At 61.8% G+C, this 17,034-nt stretch carries 14 protein-coding genes; 2 read left to right on the forward strand and 12 right to left on the reverse strand.

Annotation, left to right across the window (positions count from 1 at the left end; translation table 11 throughout):
- Positions 1-31 precede the first annotated feature (31 nt).
- The 3 genes from BHMPCIPO_RS14665 to BHMPCIPO_RS14670 form a co-directional block, all read right to left on the reverse strand.
- Positions 32-2,221 (reverse strand): anthranilate synthase, encoded by a 2,190-nt coding sequence (locus BHMPCIPO_RS14665; protein WP_173517429.1) that lies wholly within the window; start codon positions 2,219-2,221, stop codon positions 32-34.
- Positions 2,222-2,333: 112 nt separating this feature from the next.
- Positions 2,334-2,378, reverse strand: coding sequence for a trpE operon leader peptide TrpLE (gene trpLE, locus BHMPCIPO_RS32580; RefSeq protein ID WP_178385070.1), 45 nt, complete (start codon positions 2,376-2,378; stop codon positions 2,334-2,336).
- 123 nt (positions 2,379-2,501) lie between these two features.
- A complete protein-coding gene (locus tag BHMPCIPO_RS14670) occupies positions 2,502-4,604 on the reverse strand; it encodes a TonB-dependent receptor domain-containing protein (protein ID WP_173517430.1) in 2,103 nt (700 codons plus the stop codon).
- 400 nt (positions 4,605-5,004) lie between these two features.
- Here BHMPCIPO_RS14670 and BHMPCIPO_RS14675 point away from each other — a divergent pair, with 400 nt between their 5' ends.
- Positions 5,005-5,916, forward strand: a complete 912-nt coding sequence (locus tag BHMPCIPO_RS14675; protein WP_173517431.1) for an extensin family protein — start codon at positions 5,005-5,007, stop codon at positions 5,914-5,916.
- Between the two features lie 29 nt (positions 5,917-5,945).
- Here BHMPCIPO_RS14675 and BHMPCIPO_RS14680 read toward each other — a convergent pair whose 3' ends face one another.
- On the reverse strand, positions 5,946-6,398 hold the full coding sequence (locus BHMPCIPO_RS14680) for a thioesterase domain-containing protein (protein ID WP_173517432.1): 453 nt from the start codon (positions 6,396-6,398) through the stop codon (positions 5,946-5,948).
- A 245-nt stretch (positions 6,399-6,643) separates the two neighbouring features.
- Between BHMPCIPO_RS14680 and BHMPCIPO_RS14685 the strand changes: the two genes are divergently transcribed.
- Positions 6,644-7,153 carry a DUF1993 domain-containing protein gene (locus BHMPCIPO_RS14685; protein WP_173517433.1) on the forward strand — a complete coding sequence of 170 codons (510 nt, stop codon included), beginning with the start codon at positions 6,644-6,646 and terminating at the stop codon, positions 7,151-7,153.
- 100 nt (positions 7,154-7,253) lie between these two features.
- On the opposite strand, the gene BHMPCIPO_RS14690 is transcribed toward BHMPCIPO_RS14685, so the two are convergent.
- From BHMPCIPO_RS14690 to BHMPCIPO_RS14725, 8 genes are all read right to left on the reverse strand, one after another.
- Positions 7,254-8,933: a formate--tetrahydrofolate ligase gene (locus tag BHMPCIPO_RS14690; RefSeq protein WP_173517434.1), complete on the reverse strand. Its 1,680-nt coding sequence runs from the start codon at positions 8,931-8,933 to the stop codon at positions 7,254-7,256.
- Between the two features lie 95 nt (positions 8,934-9,028).
- A complete protein-coding gene (locus tag BHMPCIPO_RS14695; RefSeq protein WP_173517435.1) occupies positions 9,029-10,249 on the reverse strand; it encodes a DUF2333 family protein in 1,221 nt (406 codons plus the stop codon).
- 3 nt (positions 10,250-10,252) lie between these two features.
- On the reverse strand, positions 10,253-11,542 hold the full coding sequence (locus tag BHMPCIPO_RS14700) for a DUF6638 family protein (RefSeq protein ID WP_173517436.1): 1,290 nt from the start codon (positions 11,540-11,542) through the stop codon (positions 10,253-10,255).
- Positions 11,543-11,665: 123 nt separating this feature from the next.
- Complete coding sequence (locus tag BHMPCIPO_RS14705; RefSeq protein WP_173517437.1) at positions 11,666-12,073, reverse strand: endonuclease domain-containing protein; 408 nt, start codon at positions 12,071-12,073, stop codon at positions 11,666-11,668.
- Between the two features lie 115 nt (positions 12,074-12,188).
- Entirely contained in the window at positions 12,189-14,105 is a 1,917-nt protein-coding gene (locus BHMPCIPO_RS14710; protein ID WP_173517438.1) for an AAA family ATPase, read from the reverse strand.
- Positions 14,106-14,107: 2 nt separating this feature from the next.
- Positions 14,108-15,256, reverse strand: a complete 1,149-nt coding sequence (locus BHMPCIPO_RS14715; protein ID WP_173517439.1) for a hypothetical protein — start codon at positions 15,254-15,256, stop codon at positions 14,108-14,110.
- Between the two features lie 58 nt (positions 15,257-15,314).
- Positions 15,315-16,403, reverse strand: a complete 1,089-nt coding sequence (locus BHMPCIPO_RS14720; RefSeq protein ID WP_173517440.1) for a coiled-coil domain-containing protein — start codon at positions 16,401-16,403, stop codon at positions 15,315-15,317.
- Positions 16,404-16,569: 166 nt separating this feature from the next.
- Complete coding sequence (locus BHMPCIPO_RS14725; RefSeq protein ID WP_173517441.1) at positions 16,570-16,956, reverse strand: c-type cytochrome; 387 nt, start codon at positions 16,954-16,956, stop codon at positions 16,570-16,572.
- Positions 16,957-17,034: the final 78 nt, after the last annotated feature.

Below are 17,034 nucleotides of genomic sequence, written 5' to 3' on the forward strand. Positions count from 1 at the left end.
TTCTTCCACCTGAAAGCGGAAAGCCCCGCGGTCACGCGGCCTTGATCTTGGCGCGCTTGGCAAGGTGCGCCACGACGTTCTCGATCATCCGCATGCCGGCGTCGCCACCGAGCGTCATGATCGATTCCGGATGGAACTGCACCGCGGCCACCGGTTCCTTCGTGTGCTCGATGCCCATGATCGTGCCGTCTTCGCTTTCGGCGGTGATCATGAAATCACGCGGCAGGCTCGACGGATCGGCGAAGATCGAGTGGTAACGGCCGACGGTCACTTCCTTGCCGAGGCCGGAGAAGACGATGCCGGGTTCCAGCACGCGGATGCGCGACGGCTTGCCGTGCATCGGGATCGCGAGCTGGCGCAGGTCCCCGCCATAGGCTTCGGCCAGCGCCTGCAGGCCGAGGCAGACGCCGAAGATCGGCAGGTCGCGCGCCCGCGCCTTCTTGATCGTCGCCTTGCAATCGAAGTCTTTCGGATTGCCCGGTCCAGGCGAAAGCACCACGAGGTCCGGCTTGACGCGATCGAAGATCTCTTCGGCCACCGGCGTGCGCACCGTCGTGACCGTCGCACCCGTCTGGCGGAAATAATTCGCCAACGTGTGAACGAAGCTGTCTTCGTGATCGACGAGCAGGATGTTGACGCCGGCGCCAACCGCCGCAACGTCGCGGCTTGCCTTGGCGCTGTTGGCGGATTTCGCGTCACGAATGGCAGCGATCATGGCGGAGGCCTTCAGTTCGGTTTCGGCTTCTTCTTCTTCCGGGTTTGAATCGTAGAGCAGCGTCGCCCCTGCCCTCACCTCGGCAATGCCGTCCTTGATGCGGATCGTACGCAGCGTCAGGCCCGTGTTCATGTCACCGTTGAAGCCGACCATGCCGATGGCGCCACCATACCATGCGCGCGGGCTCTTCTCATGGCTTTCGATGAAGCGCATCGCCCAGAGCTTCGGCGCACCGGTGACCGTCACCGCCCAGGCATGGCTCAAGAAGCCGTCGAAGGCGTCCATGTCGTCGCGCAGGCGTCCTTCGATATGATCGACCGTGTGGATCAGGCGCGAATACATCTCGATCTGGCGGCGGCCGATGACCTTGACGGAGCCCGGCACGCAGACACGGCTCTTGTCGTTGCGGTCGACGTCCGAGCACATGGTGAGTTCGGATTCGTCCTTCTTCGAGTTCAAGAGCTTCAGGATCTGTTCGCTGTCGGCGATCGGGTCGTCACCGCGCTTGATCGTGCCGGAGATCGGGCAGGTTTCGATGCGGCGACCGGAAACGCGCACGAACATTTCCGGCGAGGCGCCGACGAGATATTCCTGGTTTCCGAGGTTGATGAAGAAGGAATAGGGCGACGGATTGATCGCCTTCAGCCGGTTGGAGATCTCCGAAGGCTTGCTCTCGCAGCGCTCATAGAATTTCTGGCCGGGCACCACTTCGAAGAGATCGCCGCGGCGGAAGCTCTCCTTCGCCTTGACGACGAGCTCGGCATATTCGCCGGGACGATGGTCGCCATGCGGCGGGATAGTGTCGACCGTCTGGAACGGTTCCGGCGCAATCTCGTCCGCCTTGCCTTCGGTGGTGCGGCCATCCTTGGCGAAGTCATAGCGGTCGATCCAGGCCTTGGCGGCATAGTGGTCGACGACCAGAATTTCGTCTGGCAGGAACAGCACCATGTCGCGCTGGTCGTCCGGGCGCTTGAGCTTCAACTCAATCGCATCGAACTGGAAGGCGAGATCGTAGCCGAAGGCACCATAGAGGCCGAGGCTCGCATCCTCGGCCGAATGGAAGAGATTGGTGACGGCGCGAAGCACGCTGAACACCGTCGGTATCTTCGAGCGCTCTTCCTCGGTGAAGACACGATCCGGTTCGTTGATCGTCAGATCCAGGCGACGGCTGGTCGAAGCGCCGAGCGTGACGTCGGAAACGGTCTTCAGATGCTCGGCGATGATCGACAGCAGCACTTCGCCGCGGCCGTTATAGGCCTCGATCCAGAGCGAACGGCCGAAGGAGGAGATGCCGAGCGGCGGATCGACGACGGCCGTGTCCCAGCGGGTGTAGCGGCCGGGATATTCATAGTTGGAGGAAAACACCGCGCCGCGGCGTTCATCGAGCTTGTCCACATAGCTCGCAATCGCCTGGCCATAGGAAGCTTCGCGCCGCCTGCGCGTCACCACGATGCCGCCTTTGGTGGTGTAGCTCTCCGCTCCGTCTTCGAGAATTACCGTTGCCATTCGCCTCGCTCCGTAAAAGCCCGGTCCTTGAGCGGCCCAAACATGAAAAAAGCCGCCTCGAAATCTCCGGGCGGCTTCATCTCTCAATCACGCATGACTGGTCAAGGCCGCTTCAGCGAGCCCACCACCAGATCGAAATGTTGCGTGCGTTTTCCATGGGCGAAAGTGTTAGCGTGGGTTTATGCCACGCGCAAGCGGGAAAGCGACGGCAATTGCGGCGGTTGCGGCAAAAAAAGAGGCGACCCTTGCGAGCCGCCCGACTGGAGTTGATCCGATACTATCAGAACTTCGCCTTCGCCGTCACCAGGAAGGTGCGGCCGCGGCCCGTATCGATCGTGCTGCCGGCAATCGTGCTCGACGACGGCGTGTAGGTCTTGTCGAAGAGGTTCGTCACCGTCGCCGTCACCTCGAAACCGTTCTCGAACTTGTAGTTCGCGAAGAGGTCGACGAGGCCGTAGCCCGGAACGTTCGGCGGCGTGCGGTTGATCTCGCCGACGAAGGCGTTCGATACGGCATAGAGCCGCGTGCCGACCGTCAGGCGCTGGTCTTCGAGGAAGCGCGCACCGAGCGTTGCGCTGATGATGTTGTCAGGCAGGTAGCTCTGCACGCCGAAACCGTTGACCTGGGAAGGCAGATCGCTCTCGGTGTAGGTATAGGCGAGATCACCGAAGACATAGCCGGCATCATAGGCCGCTTGAAGCTCGAAGCCCTGGACGGTCGACTTGCCCGGATTGTTGACGAAGAAGACCTGGCTACCCCCATTGCGAAGAGCAGCGGTAATGTAATTGTCGATGCGGTTGTGGAAATAATTGGCCTTCAGGCGCAGGCTGTCACTGGGATCCAGCAAACCGTCGAAAGTGAAGTTGGCACCGATTTCCCAGCCCTTCGAGAGTTCAGGCTCGAGGAACGGGTTGGGGAAGAACATCTGAAAGCCGCCCGGGTGGGAGCCGCCGGCAAAGGTTTCGTTGACCGTCGGCGAACGCGAAGTCTCGGCATAGGTTACATAGGGCTGGAACCAGTCGGTCGGGTTGAGGGCAACCGTGACACTTGGGTTGAGACGCCCATCGGACTTGTCGACCGTGTACGGACCCGCCGGCAGGCCGATCGGGTTGCCGGCCGAGACGGCACCGGAGCCATCCAGGCTGAAGTGATCCCAACGCAGGCCGGCCGTCAGGTCGACGATGCCGTAGGTGAAGGTGGTGTTGCTGAAGACACCGGTCGTGGCATTGGTGCCGCTGCCGTTGACGCCGCCGGCCGGGCGTGCCGCGCTGTTGATGACGTCGTAGTCATCGCGGAAGTATTCGACGCCGTAGTTTGCCTTGACCGAGACATCGCCGAGATCGAACAGCGAGGTGTTCGAGATATCGAAACCCTTGCCGGTGTCGGTGATGCGACGGCCGGCAGCCGAGCCGCCGCCGGTAATATTCGCGTCGTACTTCATCCTCAGCCGGTTCCAATAGGCATTGGCCTTGAAGTCGATGAGCTCGTTGTCCGGCGTGTAGGAATAGCTCGCCGAAACGGTCTCATTCTTCACGTTCTGGAAGTAGGAGTTCGCAAAGAAGTCGTTGTCATAGGTGATGCCGGTGAGCTTGAACGTGTGGTCCTTGTCCGGAGTCACCTCGAATTTCAACAGACCCGACAGCAGGTCTTCCTCGGTAAAGGGCACCTTTACGCCATTGCCGTTGTCGTAGTTGCCGGGGTCGGCCTTGCTGATGCCGCCGAGCACCGAGAAGACGTCGTTGAAACGGTAGGCGCCGATCAGCGACTCCGACCAGCCGGCCTCGTTGCTGCCGTAGGTGGCCGAAGCGATGCCACCGTAGTTCTTGCCGTCCTGGATCAGGTCTTCGACGTCATAGGTCTTGAAATTGACCGCACCGGCAAGCGCGCCACCGCCGACACCGGTGACGGCGCCGCGGGTCACGTCGATCTCGGACAGGAATGCCGGATCGAAATAGGCAAAGCCCTGGGCTTCATGGCCGGTGAAACGGAAGTTCTGGCGGACACCGTCGATCATCATGTTGACACGGCCGGAACCTTCGAAGCCGCGGATGTTCACGGCGACGCCCGGGTTTTGCGGGTTGTTTGCGGTCGAAGTGCCGGGAACGCCACGCAGCAGGTCGTCGGTCTCGAGACCGGATTGCAGGTCGATCTGGTCGGACGTGACGACGCTGACCGGGCCGGCCTTGGCATAGGGGTCAGCGGTGCGCGAGCCCTTGGCAACGATCGGCGACAGGTAGGTTTCGCCCTTCTTGGTCTCCTCGGCCTTTTTCTCTTCCGGCTTTGCCTGGGTAGTCGCGCTCTGGGCGAAGGCGACGGTGGCGACTGAAATTGCAAGAGTTGTCGTGCAAGCCAAGAGGGCCTGGCGACGATGCCGGGTGAGCATGGACCAATCCTTTGAGGTTCGAGGCCGGGCTTGCTGTTGAGCGGCAAACTCAAGGGGCTGGCTGGGCGCGTTCTGGGCGTTGCGACATGTCGTCGCCTCATTTATGCCGCATAAAAAACATGAGTATATTTGTCAACATACAAAGATCCTCCCCACAATTTGTGGGGTTGCGGCAATTCGAGGCGTTGCCGAACTGCAACGCTTTTGCCGGGAGAAGCCGGAGCGGACGAGGAAAAATGCTGCGGCTTTCCGCCCGCGTCCGGCTCTAATTCGTTGGAATCGGTGACGTTTATGATTTCGGTCGACCCACCCAAATCATCGTGATCCCATGAAACCAGATCCGGTTCCGCGCGTTCCCTCCGCTCGAAGCCCGCTGTGCGGGCAGCAAGAAAGGAACTGGATGCGTCGCTCTTTCCCCTTGATCCTGCTGTCATTCCTGATCCTGACGGGCGCCAGCCTGCCGAAATACGGCCCCATCCCTGCAAAAAGGCCGCCAACAGATGCGGGGACCGAGCAGTCTGTTCCAACGCCCGACAAGAAGCCGGCGGACGATGCCAAGAGCGCAACGACGCGAGAGCCGCCGGCAGGCAACGGCGAGCGACCCGTCCCACAGCCGAAGCCGACGGCTGGAGACGAGCAACCGGCAAAGGACGAGAAGCCGGTGGCGGACGAAAAGGACCAGCGCGCCGACGAGAAGAAGGATGCCGTGCCGGCGCCGGCGCCAATCGTCTATCCACCGGTCGAAACGGAGAATGCAGCCGAATATGCGAAATGCCTGACCGACTTGAGGGCGGTCGGGGCGACATTCGTTGAAGCCAAGCGCATCGACGACGGCAAGGGCTGCGGCATCGACAAGCCGTTGGAGGTCACCAGCATTCTGCCTGACGTCACGCTCGCGCCCAAGGGACTGATGCGGTGCGAAACGGCGCTGGCGCTGGCACGCTGGACGAAGGAAACCGCCCAGCCGGCTGCCGAAGTCGCCTTCGCCAAGACCATCAAGATCAAGGCGCTGAACCAAGCATCGACCTATATCTGTCGTCTGCGCAACAATGCGATGACAGGCAAGATCTCCGAACATGCCCACGGCAATGCCGTCGACATCGCGTCCTTCAGCTTGAGCGACGGAACGACGATCGCCATCCAGCCGCGCGATGAGGACGGCACGATGGAAGGCGCGTTCCAGCGCGCGGTCACCGCCTCCGCCTGTCTGTATTTCAAGACCGTGCTCGATCCCGGCAGCGATGTCGCCCACGAAACCCACCTGCATCTCGACGTCATCGACCGTCGAAACGACTATCGCTACTGCCGTTAGGCGAGGACCATTGCGAGGGGCGTCGCCGCTCAGTCCTTGCCATATCCGAGGGCGACGAATTCACCCTCGAAGCGGCCGGCCACGGCGTCGCCGTCAAGGAGATCGGCAACGACCACGGCGCGCGCCCTGCCCCGCCGTTCGAGCAATCGCAGAAAGCTCGGCCATTGCGCGGCGTCTGCCAGCGACGAGCGGGCCGCAAAGGCACCGGCGACGGGTTTCAAATAGTCCATCCGGTTGCTCTGGATCACCAGGCGGGCCGCCATGCCGCTGTTGCGCAACCGCACATGCAGGAGCGACCAGGCCGAAAGGATCGCGAGCGCCGAGGCGCTGCCGCCGAACACCGTTTCACGGTGGTTGATGTTTGGCGCCAAGGGAGCAGAGAGCCGAACATGGTCATCCGTTACGTCGTCCACATGAACCTGCATCGCCGCCGAAAGCGGGATATGGGCGTGAAGATAGGTCTGCAAATCCTGTGGTGTCATCGCGGTGTCCATGGTCTTTTCTGCAGCGCCGCGGGTCTTATGAGACGGGCGGCGTTCGCTTTCGATCAATGCACGAGACCCTATGTCCTGGCCAGAGCAGCAGGCCTGCGTCCTATTACCTCTTGCCAGCGCTCCATGGCCCGCAAAGATACCGGATCGCCCGCCTTGCAGGAACGGGCCCGGGCTACCAAATACAGGTGCGAGGAAATCCACCCGTTTTGCGCCCAGTTTCAAGGATAATTGTCATGGCATTGACGATGTATCAGCTCTCCATTCCCGCTCTCATCCGCGGGCTCGGTGTCCTCACCAAACTGCTCGACAAGGCCGAGGCTTTCGCGCGCGACAACGGCATCTCCTCCGACGACCTCGTCAATGCCCGGCTGGCGCCGGACATGTTGACGCTGGCCGGCCAGGTGCAGCGCGTCAGCGATACGAGCAAGGGCCTCGTCGGCCGCCTGACTTCGATCGAGGTGCCCCGCTTCCCGGACGAGGAAAAGACCGTGGACGAACTGCGCCAGCGCATCGCCAACACCGTTGCCTTCCTCGAAACGGTCCGTCCGGTCGATCTGGAGGACAGTGCCAGCCGCGAGGTCGTCCTCAATTTCCCGACGCTGAAAGTGACGCTCACGGGTGAAGAGTATCTGTTGCGGTTCGTGCTGCCGAACTTCTATTTCCACCTGACGACGGCCTACGACATCCTGCGCCACAAGGGCGTCCCGATCGGCAAGGCGGATTATCTCAGCCTCAGGGCGTAGTTCCTACTGCGGAAGCGAATAGAAATGCAGGCATGACAACGCCGCGCATCCACCGGAAGCGCGGCGTTGTTTTCGTCGGGCCGTCGGCAAGCAAGCGCGCCTAGAACAGGCCCTCGATGTAGCCCTGCTCGTTCAGGAAGATCTTCTCCGACGACGGCACCTTGGGAAGGCCGGGCATCGTCATGATCTCACCGGTGATGACGACGATGAAGCCGGCGCCGGCCGCAAGCCGCACCTCGCGGATCGGGACCGTATGGCCGGTCGGCGCGCCGCGCAGGTTCGGATCGGTGGAGAAGGAATATTGCGTCTTCGCCATGCAGATCGGCAGGCGGCCATAGCCCTGCTCCTCCCAGGTGCGCAACTGGTCGCGCACCGTCTTGTCGGCAATCACTTCGCTCGCGTGGTAGATGTCCTTGGCGATCGTCTCGATCTTGTGGAAGAGCGGCATGTCGTCGGGATAAAGCGGCGAGAACTGCGAATGGCCGGCTTCGGCGAGTTCTGCAACCCTGCGCGCCAGTTCCTCGATGCCCGCAGACCCTTGGGCCCAATGCCGGCAGAGCACCGCTTCGGCGCCAAGCGTCGCGACGTAGTCCTTGATCGCCTGGATCTCGGCCTCGGTATCGGAGGTGAAGTGATTGATCGCGACGACGACCGGCACGCCGAATTTCTTGACGTTCTGCACATGCCGCCCGAGATTGGCGCAGCCCCTGCGCAGCGCCTCCAGGTTTTCCTTGCCGAGATCGTCCTTCTTGACGCCGCCGTTCATCTTGATCGCCCGGACCGTCGCGACGATCACTGCGGCGTCTGGCTTCAACCCCGCCTTGCGGCACTTGATGTCGAAGAATTTCTCCGCGCCGAGATCGGCGCCGAAACCGGCTTCGGTCACCACGTAGTCGGCGAGCTTCAGCGCCGTCGTCGTCGCGATCACCGAATTGCAGCCATGGGCAATGTTGGCGAAGGGACCGCCGTGCACGAAGGCGGGATTGTTTTCGAGCGTCTGCACCAGGTTCGGCTGCATCGCGTCCTTGAGCAACACCGTCATCGCGCCATCGGCCTTGATGTCACGGGCAAAGACCGGGCTCTTGTCGCGCCGATAGCCGATGATGATGTTGCCGAGCCGTTGTTCGAGATCCTTAAGATCGGTCGCCAGGCAAAGGATCGCCATCACCTCGGAGGCGACGGTAATGTCGAAGCCGGTCTCGCGCGGATAGCCATTGGCGACGCCGCCGAGCGAGCCGACGATGTGACGCAGCGCCCGGTCGTTCATGTCCATCACCCGCCGCCAGGCGATGCGGCGGACGTCGATATTCTGCTCATTGCTCCAGTAGATATGGTTGTCGATCAACGCGGCGAGCAGATTGTGGGCCGACGTAATCGCATGGAAATCGCCGGTGAAGTGCAGGTTTATGTCTTCCATCGGCACGACCTGGGAATACCCCCCGCCAGCGGCGCCGCCCTTGATGCCGAAACAGGGGCCGAGCGAGGCCTCGCGGATACAGACGATCGCCTTCTTGCCGATGCGGTTGAGGCCGTCGCCGAGACCCACTGTGGTTGTCGTCTTGCCTTCGCCGGCCGGCGTCGGATTGATCGCCGTCACCAGGATCAGCCGGCCATTCTTCTTCTCGCGCTGGCGCGCGATGAAATCGGCACCGATCTTCGCCTTGTCGTGTCCATAGGGCAGCAGGTCTTCGGCTGGTATTCCGAGCGCCGCCCCGATTTCCAGGATCGGCTTCTTCCTGGCCGCGCGCGCGATTTCGATATCCGACTTCACCTCCGTCATGCCATGCTCCTCCCTGGTTCTTTTCTTGTTCGCTCCATTTCGGGCGCGTTATGAACGCATGCAAGGGCGGCCGTCGGCGACCGCCCTCTTTCACATTAGCGGGCGAGAATATCGCGCATTTCGACGATGTTCGAGCGCACCCTCAGAATGTAGAAGCCCATGGTCGCCAGATGCGTCGGCATGATCCAACCGGCCTCCTCACCATTGGAGATGATGAACGGCTGGATGCGCAAGGCGGCGCGCAACTGCTTGATGGTCTCGGTCCAGATCGGCGTCAGCCCGCGCTGGGCAACCACGTTCTCGAAATCAGCACCGGCTGCCGATAGGATGCCGTAGTAGCCATAGAGCTGACCATAGGCGAACCAGAAGCGGTCGTCGGCGCGGGTGTCGAACCAGCCGCCATTGTGGTTTTCCGAACGCTCGCGAAGGATCGCCGAGGTGTTGCCGAGGTCGTTGGCGACGCGATCGAGAAACTCGACGAGGTTGTCGGAACGGCCGTCGAAGATCGCTTCGCACTTGCTGAGCGAGGTGTTGAACGAGCGCAGGTCCTTCATTGCCGCACGATAGAAGCTCGGCGTCGGCGTCTTCGGACCAAACGGGTTCAGGCCGAAATACCAGGTCTCCTCGTCGAACTGGAGGTTGCCGCGCGCCCGCTGCAGGTCGTTGTTGATGCCGGACGTACCGCGCACGCGACCGAGCGAATCGACCAGCTCGACCGAAGTACGGCGGATCGCCTGATTGACGCCGCGCTGGAATGACGCCTTGTTGTCGAGCCAGGGCGTGTCGTCCCAGTCGAGCCCGAAGAAGCCGAGCTTGTAGAGCAGCATCGACGAGATCCAGGCATTCTCGTTGACATTGAAATCGATGAGGTCGGCGGTGACATCGACGATCGCCGATGTCTGGCAGACCGTGCCGGCCGGCAATTGCACGGCCGACAGCGCTTCCGGCGTCGATTCCCGCGGCTGCCCCGCAACGCCCGCGAGATTGCTGGCGCCGCCCGCAGCCGACTGTCCAGTCGTCGCGCCGGGCCCGCTCATCGGCGAGCCGGCAGGAACCTTGCGCTCGGCCAGTTTGTAGCGGTCGACATAGTCCTCGTTGAAATTCGTCCAGGCCTGGGTCTGCCAGATGAAATAGCCATAGAAGAGGATCAGCCCGAGCAGGATGATGCCGATCGGTCCCTTGATGATCCAGCTTCGCTGCCGATACCAGTTGCCGAGTGCGATGAAGGGCCAGAGCAACCAGGCAACGGCAAGCCCGATGCCGCGGCCGATCGCGGTAAAGACACGCTGGAAAAACGCAACGATCGGGTCGAACATGTCCTATTCCTCTCTGAGGCCGTAAAGCTTGTGGCGGAAGGCCGCCTTGTCCTTGAGATATGACCCCGTCAGCGTCGCCACAACATAGGCCTTGAAGCTTTCGCTATAACGCTCATAGGCGTCATAGAAGCCCTGCTTGTCGAAGACGAAGCGGGAGACGAAATCGCGAGGGACGAGCTGGGAAATCAGGCGGTTGACGAGCCATTGATCAGGATGGGTCGGGGCCGCGCGCACCAGCAGGAAGCGGTTCGCCGGCGCGACATCCTGCATCTTGATCGTGCCGGTGGCAGCGACGGTGCGGATCATCTCCTGCAGGAACGGATAGGCTCCGTCCCTGGCGACGGCGGCCGCATTGCGGTGCATCCAGGTCTGCAGCCAGATCCGATCGGCGTTGGCGAGATCGGCCGTCGGGTCGCTTTCATTGATCAGGCCGCGCACGACCATGTCGGCGCGATGCTGGTAGAGGCCGGAGTCCTCGACCCAGGAGGCCTGCGGCAACTGCAGCCGCTTGGTCGAAGCGAGAAAATCGTAGATCCGGGCGTGGTCGCTGATGGCGATGTAACTCACCTGCCAGGGCCGCGACCGGCGGAAGCCGGGAACCGAGGGGTCGCAGATGACGGTGGTCGTCTTGTCGTCGAGGAAGACGTAGACGCCGCCGAAATGATTGGCCCAGTAGGCTTCGTGGCGGAAGACGAGCTGATCCGGCACCAGCGCGTTCTGGCGGATATCGCCGGTCAGCTTGGCGAGCTCGACCATGCGGGTAAGCATCTCGTCATCGGACCAGGCTGTCGGCACCTTCTTCAGCCGGTCGACCAGCCCGCGCAACTCGGCCGCCTTGCCGAGCATGTCCTCGGCCGACAGCACCCGGAAGCGCACCTCGTTGATCGACAGCAGATCATCGATGTCGTCGACGATCGAAACCGAATCCTCGATCTCGCCGTAGAGCGCATCCTTGATCGTCACCGCGTTGATCGCGCGGCTGTTGGCGTTGAAGAATTCATGCATCAGCGCTGCGGTATTGGAAAAGCTGGTGTGAACGACCGGCAGCTCCGCCTGTTCCGGCGTCACGATGATGAAGCGGCGGTTGACGCGGTTCGGGTCGAGATAATCGCGGTCGCCCAGTTCCTCGGCGATTTCGGGCGAAAACCCGGTCATGTCGATGCTGAAGGCCGTGAGTGCCGTCGGCCGCAGGCCGAAGCCTTCGAGCGCCTTGTTGTAGCGCGCGATCAGATGCGGCTCGGAAATATCGAGCAACCGCCCATAGATCAATTCCGCTTCAAGCAGGCGTTTCATGCGACATCCCCTTTAGCGTAGGTGCCGCGTAGGCCGCATCGCGCACCGCAAACGCCGCGTGGGCCACGTCCCCTCTCCCCGCCTGCGGGGAGAGGGCTAGGGTGAGGGGCAACTCGCCGTAGCTTAATCATGTCTTCCACCCGCCGGAATGAACGTCAAATCCGGTGCCCTCACTTCATCTGTCAACCGCTTCTCCAGAATGGCAACAATTGTCTCCAGGACCGCCGCTCGTTCCCTAAGGACTTGCGTATTCCAGAAGCGAACAACACTCCATCCATTGGCCACCATGTACATATCGCGAATTGAATCGCTACTCCTATTCGCGTGCTGACTGCCATCGACTTCGACGACGAGTTGGTGATCCCGGCAGGCAAAATCAGCAAAGTAGCGGCCTATCGGAAACTGCCGCACGAACTTGTAGCCGTTGAGGCGCCGGCCCCTTAATTCCGACCACATGGCCGCTTCCGCCTCGTTGTCCGAACGCCTCAGAAGCCGGGCACGCTCAGTTTCCTTCGCGTTCGCCCCTCTCAATGGCTGCCCCTCACCCTAGCCCTCTCCCCGCAGGCGGGGAGAGGGGACGGCGTCGTGCCCCGCAGCCGCCTTCCGGAACTGGGCATGGCACAGACATAATTGCCGTCAGACACAATCACCCCTGCCACCGGCCCTCGCGCTTCATCGCCTCGATCTCGCGGATCGCCTTTTCACGCTGACGCTCGCGGCGGATGATCTCGGTGACGGCGGCATCGTCGGATTTGTCGGTGTAGCGGAATTCGCTGTCGGCGTAGCGGTTGATCTCCTGCAGCACCATCTCGATGGTGATCGGACCGCGCAGCGCCTCGATCATCGCCTTCTTCTCGTCGTAGCCCTTGTGCATGAAGGAGCCGGCATCCTTGAACCAGTCATCCGGAAGCTCGACATCCATGGCGCGCAGCTTGATCGCATCGGTGATGTTCTTGATCGCCCGGCCGGTAAAGCGGGGCTCCGCCCCCTTGATCATGTGCAGGTAGGCACCGACATCGGCGAGCGAAGCGATCTTGCCCCTCTCCTTCTCGTAGCGCTCCCAGACGGCGACCAGACCATCCTCCTTCGGCCGCGAATGCTCGGCATACGATTGCGACACCGCGCGCTTGAGCTCCTGGCCCTCGAACAGCTGGTGCTCGCCGAGCGGGATCTTGTGGTTCTTGCCGACGAGCAGCGCGAAGATGTCTATATAGTCGTCTTCCGTCTGCGGCCCGTCGACCAGCCAGCGGGCGCCGGCGCGCTGGCGCAGCGCATCGTCGACATTTTCAGGATAGTTGGAGAACATGCCGAAGGTGCAATTGCCGCGCACTACCGTCGAGGCGCCGGCAAAGCTTTCCATCAGCACCGCCGTCACTTCGTGCTGGCCGGCGGAGGCCCGATCATCGGAGCGCTTCGCCGCCACCTGGTCGACATCGTCGATCGTGCCGAAGCCGATCGCCCGCGGGTTCATGACGTTGTTGACGAACTCCTTGCAGTTCTGCCCGGATTTGCCCTGGTAGGAGGAGATCTGGTCGACGCCGAAATTCTCGTAGTGGAAGGCGTAGCCGGCGACCTGGCAATAATCGTTGAGCATGCCGGCGAGCATCTGGATCAGGATCGTCTTGCCGGTACCCGGCATGCCGTCGCCGATGAAGGTGAAGAGAAAGCCGCCGAGTTCGACGAAGGGGTTCATCTGCCGGTCGAAGTCATAGGCCATCAACATCTTGGCAAGCTTCAGCGCCTGATACTTGGCGATGTGGTTGCCGATGATCTCCTCCGGCTTCTTGAAGGTCATGACCAGGGGCTTGCGCTTCTGGCCGGGTGCCACGTCGAAACCGTTCAGCGTGAAATCGTCCTGGTCGAGCCGGATATGCACGGTCTCGAAGCTTTGCAGGCCGGTGAAGCGCGCCTTGCGGGCGATCAGCCCTTCGATCGCCACGCGCGATAAGGCACGTGCCCGGGCGGTCAGCGCCAGATCATCGGGGGCCCCGGCAATGCTGCGATCGAGCGCCGAAACGAGGCTCTTCAGCGCGTCCTGCGGCGTATCGAACAGGAAGTCGGGCTCGACCGCATCGTCGACCGGCTCGCCCTCGCCCGATAGCGTCGAGCCGAGATAGGCGGCAAGCGTGAAAGCGGCGACATAAGCAGAAGCTGAGAGCAGCGCCTTGAACTGGGTTGCCTCGTCTCCCCCAAGCGGTGCGGTGGCGTTCTTCGCCTGGAGCTGTTCAAGGTGCGTTTGGCGGGCGAAGACGTCGGCGACGGCCAGCGCCACCTGGATGCCGCGGCGCGTGCGATAAAGCACGGCGTGCTGGGCCGGCGACAGCATCGGGTCGCCCTGGCGCACCGCCTGGATGGTCTTGGTCAGCTCGACCTCGCGCGTGCGCCGCTGCCCACCGGTCGAGACCGTCGACACGAAGCGCCGGCCGGTGCCGGCAAGCGACGTGCCGGCGGATCCATCCTCGCGCTCCAGGATGATCAGCTTGGTTACCAGCCCCTGCGCCACCGCTTGGTGCTTGGCGATGTCATCCTCGTGCAGCGTCGTCAGCCCCGTATTGAGTGTCATCGTCAAACCTCGCTCACGACCTGGTTTCCGGAAATGACGTGGACCTTGTAGTCGCCGAACACCTGTTCAGCCTCGCCGGCGGCATAGAGCGCCTGATAGGCGTCATGCGGCACCAGCGCATGTTTCTCGTAGGAGGAGACCCCCATGCGCGTCGCTTCCAGATTGGCGGTATCGATGTGGAATTCCTCCTGCGCCGGCGTCGTCGACCAGAAGCCGCGCTTGGCAGGCCGTTCCGCCTTCGAGAAGACCTCCTGCACCGTCCAGGTCAAAAGCCAGGCATTCTCGGTCTTGCGCACCTTGGAGAGGATGTCGTTGATGCGGGCATTGTTCTCGGTGATCCCCGCCGAATAGAAGGGACCGAGCACGATGCGGCGAAGCTGCTTCGGGTGCAGTTCGTCGAAATCCCTGTCAAGATTGGTGGCAATCGTCACCGGCGTCAGCGAATAGCTGCTGTTCTTGGAGGCGAAATCGTCGAAGCGGCTGGCGAGGTCCGGATTGAGCAGGCCACCCACCGGCAGCGGGATCTCGACCTGCGGGTTGAGCTTGCCATCCTCGGTCACCAGCATCTCGACGATCTTCTCGGACGAATCTTCGATCGTCGCCATATAGATCATCGGCAAGGTGTTGGCGCCGTCAAAGGCCCCCCAGCTCACCACGTAATAGGGCCGCATCGTCTTGGAATTGACGGCGACGCGGATGGTTTCCGGCAGGATGAAGGGCGAGAAGATTTCGCCCTTGCCGATCTGCTCGAGATAGAGCCGCTCGGCCATGCGCGTCTGCAGCGCCTCCGGAAAGGCCTTCTGCCTCAGGATGAAATCGACCATCTCGTCGCGCAGCGCATCGGCCGAGGGAATGTCGGCCAGGCGCTTGGCCGCCGTCTGGCGGTCGTTCTCCAGTTCCAGCACGTTCTGGAAGACAGGAAAACCGCTTTCGGCGCGCGATATCCGAAACTGGTCGACGAAGCCGATCCGGTTTTCCCAGCAGTCGATCGAGGCTTTCAAGCGCGCGAGATAGGGAACGATGACCTCGCCGACGACCGTGTTGCGGTAAAGCGGCGAGTTGCGGTCGCCGAGAAAGAGTTCGAGCCCGGCAAGCGCCGCGTGGATCGACGCGAAATATTGTGCGACAGCGGATGAAGCCGCGACCTTCATGCAAATCCCCGTGGCGCGTGCCAGCCGGCAAACTCGGTTCCGATCATGCGCCTGCCGATCACTGCTTCACGTAGTTGGCAGTGTTGTGTTTATCCATCACCGCCTGGAAGCGGCGGGCAAAGGCATCGTCGGCGAGCTTCTTGCGGCGCTGGATATCCTGCGTCGAAAGCATGTTCTTTTCGTGCATTTCGAGGAGATCGCCGATATGGCGCTGCGCCGCGGCGCCAATGCCGGCCATCGTTTCTTCGGCGGCCGTGTCGACCTGGCTGCCGAGCGTGTTGATCTTGTGGGCGACGTCCTGCTGGGCAGCCGTCTTCAAGGAGTCTTCCAGCGCCTTGTAGAGCACGATGCGCTGCTCGGTATCGATCGTCAGCTTGTTGATCAGCGTGTTCTGCGCGGCGATCTGGTTGTTGAGCGAATCGACGAAGGTCTGGAACATCGAAGTGTAGCGCTCGAGCGTCTGGCTCTCGGCAAGCAGTTCCTGCTCCTTAGCCTGCTTCTCGTTGTATTCGGTCGCAAGCGCGGAACGTTCACCTTCGAGCTCGGTGCGAACCTTCTGCTCCGTAGAAGCGGCAATACGGTTCTCGATGTCGAGCAGCAGCGGGTTCAGTTCCTCGATCCGCTTCTGCACGGCTTCGAGGTTCGCCATCGTGCCCTTGCGGCGCTCGATCACCTGGATCAGGCTCTGCTCCGAGGTCTTGTAGCGCTGGTCGAGGATCGACTTCTGCTCCTTGAGGATGCCGACGATCATGTCGGACTTCGAGAGCAGCTCCTGCAGGTTGCCGGCGAGCGACATGTTGCGTACGCGGTCGGTGCGCATGCGCTGCATCTTCTGCTTGGAGAAGATACCGATGAACTTCTCGTAGCCCGAATAGCTCTTCATGCTCTCGAATTCGGAGCCGAAGACGTTGGTCGCATCCTCGAGGCCGATGATCAGGTCGGCGATGTTGGCTTCCATCACCTTCTGCTGGTTGATCACGTCCTGGATGCGGGCGTTCTCGATGTCGAAGTTGACGTCGCCGAGCTTGGTCTCGGCCTTGGCGAATTGCTCCAGCACCACACCGGATTGCTCGAGCTTGCCGCGCATCTGTTCGACGACGCCTTTCGTCTTCTCGATCTCCGCATCAAAATTCTGAAGAGTCGCCATGTCCTGCCCCTCGATCTACCCCGGCCAAACGCGCCAGCCCGGCCGAATTATTCAGCCTTCGATTGCAGTTATATAAAGGGTGTTTGCGGAAAGAGAACAAGCCTTTCTCGCCGGCTTTTTTCGATCAGGCGTTGCAGCGAAGTGCTTGAGATATCGAAGGCATTGCCTATTTGGCAGCCGTCGGCGCCTTGAGATAGGCAATCACGTCGGCAATATCCTGAGGCTTCTTGAGGCCGGGAAAACTCATCTTCGTGCCGCCGACCATCGCCTTGGGGCTCAGGAGATATTCGCCGAGCGTCGCCTCGTCCCAGACATGTCCCTCGGCGCCGAAAGTCTTCATCGCCTCAGAATAGCTGTAGTCGGGAACCGATGCCGCCGGCCGGCCGACGACCCCCATGAGGCTCGGCCCCACCCGATTGACCGGTTCGCTCGCCGTGTGACAGGTCGCGCATTTGCGGAACACCGCCGCCCCCGCGGTCGCATCGCCACCGGCCTCGGCGGCCGGTGCTCCAAGACAGAGACAGAGGAGAAAACCGGCAACCAGGCGCGACATGGAAGACCTCACGGAGAGAAGACAGAGCCACAATGGCACCGTGAATGCGGCGATTCAACGTGCGACGGAGTCTGCGTC

It is taken from the genome of Ensifer sesbaniae, assembly GCF_013283665.1.
Lineage (GTDB): Bacteria > Pseudomonadota > Alphaproteobacteria > Rhizobiales > Rhizobiaceae > Ensifer > Ensifer sesbaniae.